The sequence below is a fragment of the Collimonas sp. GW821-FHT02H07 genome (assembly GCF_059421505.1).
Genome location: NZ_JBWKVC010000005.1, coordinates 310,669 through 320,645 on the forward strand (window position 1 = coordinate 310,669; position 9,977 = coordinate 320,645).

6 protein-coding genes and 1 pseudogene are annotated in these 9,977 nt (G+C 55.5%); all 7 read right to left on the reverse strand.

Annotated features, from left to right (window positions below; genetic code table 11):
• Positions 1 to 13: 13 nt before the first annotated feature.
• A complete protein-coding gene (locus AC07V8_RS10990; protein WP_494677772.1) occupies positions 14 to 949 on the reverse strand; it encodes a TagF domain-containing protein in 936 nt (311 codons plus the stop codon).
• Positions 949 to 4,980: a type VI secretion system membrane subunit TssM gene (tssM, locus tag AC07V8_RS10995; protein ID WP_494677771.1), complete on the reverse strand. Its 4,032-nt coding sequence runs from the start codon at positions 4,978 to 4,980 to the stop codon at positions 949 to 951. The genes AC07V8_RS10990 and tssM overlap by 1 nt, the downstream gene beginning before the upstream one ends.
• A 14-nt stretch (positions 4,981 to 4,994) precedes the next feature.
• Positions 4,995 to 6,392 (reverse strand): type VI secretion system protein TssL, long form, encoded by a 1,398-nt coding sequence (tssL, locus tag AC07V8_RS11000; protein WP_494677770.1) that lies wholly within the window; start codon positions 6,390 to 6,392, stop codon positions 4,995 to 4,997.
• A 57-nt stretch (positions 6,393 to 6,449) separates the two neighbouring features.
• The gene (locus AC07V8_RS11005) at positions 6,450 to 6,707 is read right to left on the reverse strand and encodes a PAAR domain-containing protein (RefSeq protein ID WP_494677769.1); all 258 of its coding nucleotides are present in this window, start codon (positions 6,705 to 6,707) and stop codon (positions 6,450 to 6,452) included.
• A 59-nt stretch (positions 6,708 to 6,766) separates the two neighbouring features.
• The gene (locus AC07V8_RS11010; protein ID WP_494677768.1) at positions 6,767 to 8,059 is read right to left on the reverse strand and encodes an SEL1-like repeat protein; all 1,293 of its coding nucleotides are present in this window, start codon (positions 8,057 to 8,059) and stop codon (positions 6,767 to 6,769) included.
• A 55-nt stretch (positions 8,060 to 8,114) separates the two neighbouring features.
• A complete protein-coding gene (locus AC07V8_RS11015) occupies positions 8,115 to 9,713 on the reverse strand; it encodes an SEL1-like repeat protein (protein ID WP_494721461.1) in 1,599 nt (532 codons plus the stop codon).
• Positions 9,714 to 9,722: 9 nt separating this feature from the next.
• A pseudogene (locus tag AC07V8_RS11020) lies at positions 9,723 to 9,977 on the reverse strand (phospholipase D-like domain-containing protein); the annotation flags it as partial.

The window sequence follows — 9,977 nt, forward strand, 5'->3', positions numbered from 1 at the left end:
ATTGTCTGCCAAGTTAAACCACGTCCTGTATGCGCTGCGCCGCTCCTACAAAGCGCCCCTGCAAATCCTGCTGCCAGAATGCTGCGTGTTGTATCTCGCCACCGGTCAGGCGCTGTGGCCAGTCTGCCCAAGGTAAGTAGCGTACTCCGTGCAAACGGTGTATCGGGTCTTCCTTGTGCGGAGGTGGGGTGAAGCGTCGGATATTTTCCTGTTCCGGTACTTTTTTAAAGCCGCCGAACAAACCACGCCAACCTGGCTGATATAGCGCCCACAGTTGTTCCAGTTGCGACACCAGCGCAGCCAGATGATCTGGCTGCTTTTGCGGATTCTGCTGATGGCCGGGGCGGTCCAGTTCCGTTTCTTCCGCGTACACTGCATGCGCCATCGCGCGTGCAGCGGCGAATAACCAATCACGGGGCTGCAGTGCATAGTCTTTGAAGTATTGTTTAATCCAGCGCGGCGATGCCGTTTGCGTCATGACCAGTGGATAAACGCGCCCAATCTTGTCCGACGACGCCATCCAGACACCGACTACATGCTCTTTGGCCGCAAAAGGGAAACTGCCTGGCGGCAGTACAAAACACCACGGCAAACCAGCGTGGCCAGCTTTGGGGGGGACTATTTTGTTTTGCGGAGATACCTGGATGATTGGCATCGGCGGTTTCGGCATGATTGCGCGCGGGTCGACCAAATCGGTGGGCGTCAGATGACTCCATTTCACGTCTTCAGCGCGCTTGCGTTTGGCAGCCACCGTTTTCAATTGCGGCGCCGGTGTTTCGATAACCGGTCGCGCGGCTTGCAGATGCTGGCCTATCCAAGCCTGTAATGCCTCGCTCTGTGCATGTTTGACGTTATGCCGGATAAAATCTCCGCGACTCGGCATCTTCCCCCATAACGTCGGGTTGCTAATCGTTGATTCACGCAGAAATTCCGGTAGCCACGTTGCCATTACCGCGCTCCCGGGCACTGAAAGGATTTTAATAAATCCGTCGTCAATGGGCTGGCCAGACTGCTGCCGGTATTGATATCCAGAACCGCCTTGCGGCCATCCAAGTTGAAATTGGCGATAACGCGTCCTGCCGTGGCAGTATTGACCAGCTTGGCGCGTTCGATCAGACGCATCAGCGCCCATGGCCCGTTGGCGACGATGGACGAGGTGGAAGCGCTGATGCGTGGCGTGGCAGTCAATTCAGCATTGGCGCCGCCGCGGGCGCCGGGCCAGGCCACGGCCAAGGTTTGCACCGGACCGTGAGAATAACGTTGCGTCTGGCCATCGATATCGATAATCAGCTCGGTGATGGTGGGGTCAACATCGGTGGCCTTGATGTCCATCTTCCAGGCCATTTTCTTGTTGCCAGGCTCCCTGAAGAAAACATCCCGGATGGTGTTCATGCGCGCAAACGCGTCGGGATTAGGTCCTTGCTTGGCCAGCAGTTTCAATAGCTCGCCCATCAGGGTCGGACCGGAGGCTGCACCCACGCCGGTTGCCGGTACACCCGATGCCGCGGAGCTGGCCAAGGCATCGGAAGATGCCATTTGACTGGCGGTTTCCGGATTCTTGTATCTCCAGGGACGACTACTGGTATCGACAAACGGCGACAGCTGCTTCTGAAAGAAATCGTCTGCAGCGCCACCGGCGGCAAAAATACGGGTGAAATCTTCGATGCTGACTTCCTGCGTGCTATCCGCAAATGGATAACGGCCTTCGATGCTTTGTTTGCAAGAATCGCTCACCTGATATTTCAGCGCACTGACAAGCCGGTCCAGCTGCGTTTGAGCCTGGGTGCTGAGAAGCGCCGAAGCACCTTGGGCCACCTTTTCGGTGCCGCCGTCGGCCAGCGCCGTCAGGACTGCGTTGAACGGCGCAGGTAATTTACCCGCTTCCAGTTTCAATTTCATCCCTGCGTCGACGGCACCGGGCGGCAGGCTATTCGCACCCAAGGCGGTGTCGGCAACAACCAGCACCGTATAGTACTCATTGAGCAAGCTTGCAATATTTTCCAGGCCTGGTTTGCCGCCGCCGGCCGCGGGTGTTGCCGCGTCATCGGCTTGACCGGTCACCACTTCACGCAGTGCAGCAAAACGACTATCAACCAACTCGCGCTCCATCCGTTCCTGCGGGCGAACATTGAGGCTTTTCGATACTTTGCTGGCTTGTTGGTCCAGCTTATCGGTGGCCTTGTCGAAAAAACCTTTATCGTCATTCGATTTGGCTATCAGCGGCTTGGAGAGCGAGATCTCGCGCGCCGCGGCACGGGCCAGGCGCGAAAGCGGCGAATCGGGCGACGCAAAGGCGCGTAGCACGGTTAAATCGAACGTCAGGTTGCTACCTGTGACGGTGCGGATATCCGCTAAAAAGTCATTCCACTGATTCGCATATTCAGTCAGATACTGGCGGCGAATGTCTTCAGTCAGCTCATCGTCACCCAATGCATTGACAACGTCGTCCAGTGTTTTTTTTTGCGCGGCTGCGGCATTTCCCATGACCCAGGCATCGTCCTGCTTGGCCAGCTTGACGAACTCCGGCAAACGCTTGTCGAACAGCTTGAAGTAGCCGTCATAAGTGAACAGCCCCGGAATTCCCTTATCCAACGGCTTACCCGAAAAACGGGTAAACACCGTGCCAGCTTGAGGACCCACTGCACGCGTCAGCGTGAAGTCCTCTGGCGATTCTGAGGACATGGCTTGTTTGGCCCGTTCATACAAGCGCTGGGTGGACGTGTCGGCATTCAAGAAATTCCGGGCATCCTGCACCAGCGCTTCATTTTTGACGAACGAGGATTGGACTACCTGTTCTTCAGAGAACAAGTGGTTGATATGACCAATCATCGACGCCCGTCCGCCAAATACCGATGCGCTATCCGATGCCTCCCAGTCCTGCAGTACCCATGTTTTTACATCGGCGGCGTTATAGCGGCTCTTGTCATGAATGAGCAAGTAGACGCGCAAGGTGTTGTAAGCGGTCTTGGCATCCTTGGCGTCAATCGCGGCACGCAATACCACTTCCATGCGGTGCACGATCTGCGGCAGCAGCAAGGTATCTTCCAGGCGGTTGTAGGTGGTATTCGCTGCGGCCAGAATCGTGCTGCCGGTATATAAGCCATATCGATAGCTCATCGCAGGGTCGCTAACATCAAGACCGCGATGCAAAGGCATATCTTGTGCAGTCGTCAATGCATCGGGCACATGCTTCAATCGCTCTTCGCCCGACTTGGCGAACAGATTGGTGACCAGCGTTTTGAGCATGTCCTTCTTTTCCGTCACCGACTTCAGGTATTGCTCGTTATTGGCAAACGATAGCGACAACGCACTGGCCAACGCCAGAAAAAGAACAATGGACACTGCATGACCAGTCATGCGCAACACCCTGAAGCGGAACTCCCAGCGCAAATTGGGACGGACCAGATGCGCTTCCGGGACAATCAGGCGGGTAAACAAATCGCTCAGGAAGTAGCTGCGATTTCCGCTCAGCGTAGTGCCGACGAGCTCGGTGCGGCCGGCATTGCTGTTGTCCGACGGGTTCGCATCCCGAGCTTGGCGCAAGCCCAAGGCGACCAAGACGCGTTCCATGAATGTCAGGCGATTGCCGGGGATGATATCTTCCGATTGCGCGGCGCTTGTAAAATAGACGCCACGCAAGTTATGGTGCAATTCCGTCGCGTCGAAACGGGAATCGAGAAAGATGGCTTCTATCATCTGCGCCAGTTTCTCCGCCAGTCCATCAAAAGCTTGCGGCAAGGCGCAGAGCAAGCGCCGGCGTCCGGTATCGAATTCTTCTTGTGCGCGTGCATCCAGGCCGTGGTCCAGACGTTCTGCCAGGGCGCTCAGTTCCGCGCGCACCTGCAACAGCAAGGGGCTGTCGCCCGCCTCGTTCTTCCGTTGCGGAGCCGGCTTGGAGGGATCTAGATACGGCAGCGTGAAGCCCCACGGCTGCGCGCGGCCTTCCGCAGTCAAGGACTGGAAATACTCATTAAAGCCTTCCAGCAAATCCATCTTGGTAATCGTCACATAGACGGGGAAACGTATTCCCAACTCGCTACGCAGTTCTGCCAGGCGCGCGCGCAGGTCGACTGCCAGCTTTTCTCGATTTTCCGCCATCGGGTCCAACAATTGCTGAGCATCGATGGTCAGAATCGCGCCATTAATCGGCGCACGGCTGCGGTGCTTGCGCAATACGGTCAAAAAGCCATGCCATTCAGCCGCATCGGGCTGTTGGTCGACATCTTGCGATACATAGCGCCCGGCCGTATCAATGAATACCGCCTCATTGGTCAACCACCAGTCGCAATTCGTCGTGCCTGCTTTGCTGGCCTGCGCCGCGCTTGAGTGCTCCGTCGACGGAAATTTCAAGCCGGAATTGAGCACCGCAGTGGTCTTGCCGGCGCCAGGGTTGCCAATAATCATGTACCACGGCAGTTCGTACAGATAGCGCTTACCTTCCACCAGACGACGCCAGCTTCCACCGCTCGTACGCATGACTTTCAACTGCAGCATGGCGCGTCCGATTTTACTGCTGACGGACTTTAAGGCCTCCCGGGCATCCTTGCTCGCCTGGCTCTGATCGTCCGTCTTTAAGCGAAACAGGGTATCGCGCAAGTTTTCATTCGTGCGCATCATTTGGTATAAATGGTAGAGGCCGTAGACCGCGTAGATCAGCAAGATGGCAGCAATGGCTGCTATCCGTTCAAAGACGGTGACCAACGGCTGCATTGCACCGATGGCCAGCAAGGGACCGGCGTGCCAGATCAGCAGGCACAGGCAAGCCACGCCGATGATGTGCAAAGGTATTTTGAGAAAGAGCGTCGGTATCAGTGCCAAGGTCAAAATCAGGAGGGTGACGCGCATGCCCACGGTAGCCAGTGGATGCATGCCGCCGAAAGCAAATAACGGCCCCAAAAACCAAATTGCCGCAGCGAGCAGCGCGATGAGCAGAAACGCCAGCATCTGACGTGAAAAGATGAATTCGGTAATTTTTTTCATAATAGTTTGTCAGCTCAGCGGGCAGCAGCTACGGGAACAGGGAATGGCGTCGCAATAGTCGTTTTTGCAGCGCTGCCATCGGATTGCCTGACGATAATTTCGACACGACGGTTCTGCGCACGTTGTGCACGCGTCGCATTGCCGACAACGGGCTCCGTGTCCCCCTTGCCGCTGATATCCAGGCGAGAAACAGAAACACCTCGCACCTGTAAGGCGTCTGCCACGCTGGCAGCGCGCTCTTCAGAGAGCATCTGATTGTTCGGGAACTTGGCAGTCTTGATGGGGACATTGTCGGTGTGGCCTATCACCCGCACCGGCCCGGAAACCTTGGCTATCTGGTCCGCCACCTTATCCAGCAGCGGCAGGATTTTAGGAGAGACCTTGGCCTGCCCAGGGACGAACATGTCGTCGCCCTTGAAGATCACCGCACTGTGCTTGGCGTCCTCGTCGACCTTCACCTGGCCGCTGGCGATTTCGTCCTTGAGCAGTTCCGCCAAACGTAAAGGAGGGGCAATCGGCGCCGGTGGCGGCGCCATCTTGCCGATGGCATTGATTTGCTCCTCCAGCGCGTTGCTTTGGGTGAGCAATTGATATTTGTACCAGGAGAAGAGACCAAACGCGGCCAATGTCAGCACCGAGGCTGTCACCCAGACAGGGACACTGCGCAACAAGCCTAGCTTACCTGCCGCTTCGCCTTTCCAGTGCGGCGACAAGGCCAGCGGTACCGGCCCGCGCGCCTTTGACAGCTCCGCATAGATATGGGCCCGGATCGTATCGACATCGCGCCGGCCGTTGGCTTGCGTGCTGTATTGTCCTTCGACGCCCAAGGCCAGAATACGGAACATGACCTCCAGCAAATGGATATGTTCTGCTGGATTGCTCATCAAACGGCCGATCAGCAGAAATACCTTTTTACCGCCCTGCGTATCGTTATGGAAGTGCGAAGCCAGCATCTGGGTTGACCAGACTCCTGCCTCGGTACCTTTGCCGCCGCCCCAATTTGTATGATTGGCAAATTCGTCCAGCGCGCTGCACAAGGCATAGCTGGCCGCTATCGTATGCTCCCGCTTGATGTTTGCCCGGTTGCATAGATTCGTAAAGGTGATGACTTCTTGCTCCAATGCTCGCCGAAAAACCGTCACTTGATCCTGATGAGGGAATACTTGCCTTGGCAGTTGCGCCAACGCCAGCAATAGCGGTTTGGCTGCTTCTAGCAAAGGATTGCGGGCAGCCTGGATTTTTGCAAAGCGACGGTGAATTTCTTCGGTTGGCTCGCTCGCGGCTATTACCCGACTTTTGATTTGCAGATCCAGCAGATCAGGATCGTCGGAAGGATTTTCTTCCGATTCTGCCGAACGTGAGGTGGCAACCGGCATCTTCATGGTGCTATTGTCGAGATCGTCGATTTGCATGGAAGTATGAGAGGGATGTTGGGGCATAAGGGAATATTGAAATGTAAATAAATAACATCACGAATTGACAACGGTCTTTCCAGTGGCGATGACCGTGCTGCCGCATGCGGTTCGGCATGCATGCAGCACGACCGCAACGCCGTCATCGAGCGTGCTGCAACCTTCGACAATCTGATTGTCGCCGTGCTCAGGACAACTAACCGAATCACCGAGACGTGCATTGCGGCGGCCGTCAATCGACATGCTGCCGCTCACCTTGGTAACCAGGCCACCGTGGCTGGTGGCGTCACCTTCACAACAAATTGGACGATCCATTTTTTACCTGTTCCTGTTATTGCCGAGATAGTAAATAGAGAAACCCCAGACCTCTGTCCTCATGCAGCTTCCACCAGATGCCACGTCAACTCATGGCTTTCCACATCCACCAGCCAATCCTTTTTCGGATCGGGGAAATCTTGTCCTTGCATGACAACGGCTTCGCGCCAGCACCAATTCACCAGCAGTCTCTGCGGATGTTCCGCCGGCAGCGATGGTTGCCAGATGCCGCTGTGCGGGCGGGGGTTTTTCGGCAACACCCAGCCTGCCGGAATATGGGCACGGCCGGATAGATTGGCGCCGGGAGTAGTGACCGGAGGTGGTGGCGCCGGGACGACCGGCTTGGCGGCGTCGAGCAGCGACTCTATTTTGCCGTCCCATTGTGGGAGTTTGGCGGGAGGCAGCGGCAGGATTTTGTCGAGGTTGGGGAAGCGTAGATCGGGGTTGTGGTAGAGGGCCGCACCTAATGCACGGTAACGGTCAGAACGGGCTGTGTCGATGAAATTGTGAGTAAGAGGTTCTATATCATCAAAACTGGAGGAAAGATAATTTGCACAATCCTCGCATCCCATTTTGACGCCTTCATGAAAGATTTTGAGTGCTCGTGGGTAATCCTTATCGGTATTATCTAATGTAACGCCAAGTTCGTATGCCGCTTTACCATAGCCCTGCGCAAAAGCACATTCCAGCATTTTTAGCCCTATCTTGCGGTTTCCCCAGAACCCTTCTTGCGGGTTATCGTAGGCGGCTTTAAGGGCTACACCTAAAAATGTCTGCGCGCTGGGACTGCCCTTATCCGCCGCCAACTCCCAAAAGCCATAGGCACGACTGACGTCACCGGTCACACCCGCGCCGTTTTGATGGAAACTGCCCATCAGATCAAAGGCGGCAGGAATACCGAGCTGCATGCCGCGCTCTACCATTTGCACCGCCCGTTCCGGATCAGCCGCGACTTCGTAAAGTGCAAAACCATCGCCATTAATTAACACTCCCGCCAGGTTCATCATGGCCTTCCAGTGGTTTTTATCGGCCGCCTTCTGCCACAGCTCTACCGCCTTCGGATAGTTGCGTTGGTTCGGCGGCAAATCGCGGCTGGTCAGGCGCAGGCCTTCCTGAAACCAGGTGTCCGCTTGCGCATCTATCGGCGGCACGTTGTTGATTTCGTACTGACAAATAAAATCTTTGCGGTGGGGATCGAAGGCTTTCAAAGCCATATTACGCGGCAACGCCGGTTTCATGGAACAGGCATTGAAGGAAAGCATGGCCAGCAAAGAACTGGCGATCAGGTAGCGTAAGCGATGCATTATTCTGATGACGTAAAAAAAAGATAGTTGTATTGCAGCGATTGGCATCGGTTTTCAGTCAAGCTGCGTTTGCAGCAATCGGCACAAAACCGAAGCCCTGTCCTCATGCAGCTTCCACCAGATGCCACGTCAACTCATGGCTTTCCACATCCACCAGCCAATCGTTTTTCGGATCGGGGAAATCTTGTCCTTGCATGACAACGGCTTCGCGCCAGCGCCAATTCACCAGCAGCCTCTGCGGATGTTCCACCGGCAGCGATGGTTGCCAGATGCCGCTACGCGGGCAGGGTTCGTCGCCCATGCATGTCAATGCGGCAGGATTGGTGTCCGCCATGCGCCAGATGCCGCGGCGCACTTGCGCCGGCAATGCGGGCGGCTGTACTTTTTCCGGAACGCCCATGTAGTGCCACATGATGCGGCCGTCGTTTGCGATCAACCCGGAACGCGTTCCGTCGAACGCTTCGCCCTTTGCGTAGTGTTGCGGTACCTGATGTCGATTCCATTCCCGGTGGTGCAAGGCAATCGGTTCCAGCAATTGCGGCAGCCAATAGCCGGTAAAACCGGCGGCGGTGTTTTCATACTGCGGTCGAAGATAACTGACGTCACGTGCTTCATCGGCCTGCGGCCAGGGTTTTTTCGGCAGCACCCAGCCTGCCGGAATATGGGCGCGGCCGGACAGGTTGGCGCCGGGGGTAGTGACCGGAGGCGGTGGCGCTGGGACGACCGGCTTGGCGGCGTCGAGCAGCGATTCTATTTTGCCGTTCCACTGTGGGAGTTTGGCGGGAGGCAGCGGCAGGATGTTGTCGAGGTTGGGGAAACGCAGATCGGGGTTGTGGTAGAGGGCGTCACCTAGGGCGCTGTAGCGCTCATAACGGGCGGTATCAATAAAATTATTGGTTAAAGGCGACATGTTCCGAAAGTTGGAAGAAAGAGAGTTTGCACAATCCTCGCATCCCATTTTGACACCTTCATGCAACACTTTAAGAGCGCGATTATTATCCTCATTTAACGCTGGTCGAGTACCTCTAATTGTCATCCCAAGTTCGTATGCCGCTTTGCCATAACCCTGCGCAAAAGCGCATTCCAGCATTTTTAGCCCTATCCTGCGGTTTCCCCAGAACCCTTCTTGCGGATTATCGTAAGTCGCGCTTAATGCCTTTCCTAAAAATGTCTGCGCGCTGGGACTGCCCTTATCCGCCGCCAATTCCCAAAAACCATAAGCACGACTGACGTCGCCCGTCACCCCGGCGCCGTTTTGATGGAAACTGCCCATCAAATCAAAGGCGGCAGGAATACCGAGCTGCATGCCGCGCTCTACCATTTGCACCGCCCGTTCCGGTTCAGCCGCGACTTCGTAAGGTGCAAAACCATCGCCATTAATTAGCACTCCCGCCAGGTTCATCATGGCTTTCCAGTGGTTTTTATCTGCCGCCTTTTGCCACAGTTCTACCGCCTTCGGATAGTTGCGTTGGTTCGGCGGCAAATCGCGGCTGGTCAGGCGCAGACCTTCCTGAAACCAGGCGTCCGCTTGCGCATCTATCGGCGGAACGTTGTTGATTTCGTACTGACAAATAAAATCTTTGCGGTGGGGATCGAAGGCTTTTAAAGCTATATTGCGCGATAAGGTCGGTTTCATAGAGCAGGCATTTAAAGTAAAAGTGGCGAATAATAGGCAGATAATCAGGCAGCGTAAGCGATGCATTGTTTGTCCTTAACCGTGTCGGAAAGTGATTGCGCGCATATCACGGAAAGGGACTAGAAAACCGGCGAGAGGATCACTCTTATATACAGATCCACTATTAATCTCCATTAACTCTTTCCAATCTTTAAACGCATTAGCAATCGCAGTGACACTCCCATCCCCGCCATTGCATTCTCCAAATCCTTCAGCATGCAACCCCCAAACCCGCTTCCGCAATTCCGCAGCCTTGGCCGCATCATCCGTCACCATATTGATCTCGCTATC

Coding starts and splice junctions, on each gene's coding strand:
- tssL (WP_494677770.1), bottom strand. CDS start 6,392: ATGCAAATCGACGATCTCGACAATAGCACCATGAAGATGCCGGTTGCC.
- AC07V8_RS11015 (WP_494721461.1), bottom strand. CDS start 9,713: ATGCATCGCTTACGCTGCCTGATTATCTGCCTATTATTCGCCACTTTT.
- AC07V8_RS11010 (WP_494677768.1), bottom strand. CDS start 8,059: ATGCCAATCGCTGCAATACAACTATCTTTTTTTTACGTCATCAGAATA.
- AC07V8_RS10990 (WP_494677772.1), bottom strand. CDS start 949: ATGGCAACGTGGCTACCGGAATTTCTGCGTGAATCAACGATTAGCAAC.
- tssM (WP_494677771.1), bottom strand. CDS start 4,980: ATGAAAAAAATTACCGAATTCATCTTTTCACGTCAGATGCTGGCGTTT.
- AC07V8_RS11005 (WP_494677769.1), bottom strand. CDS start 6,707: ATGGATCGTCCAATTTGTTGTGAAGGTGACGCCACCAGCCACGGTGGC.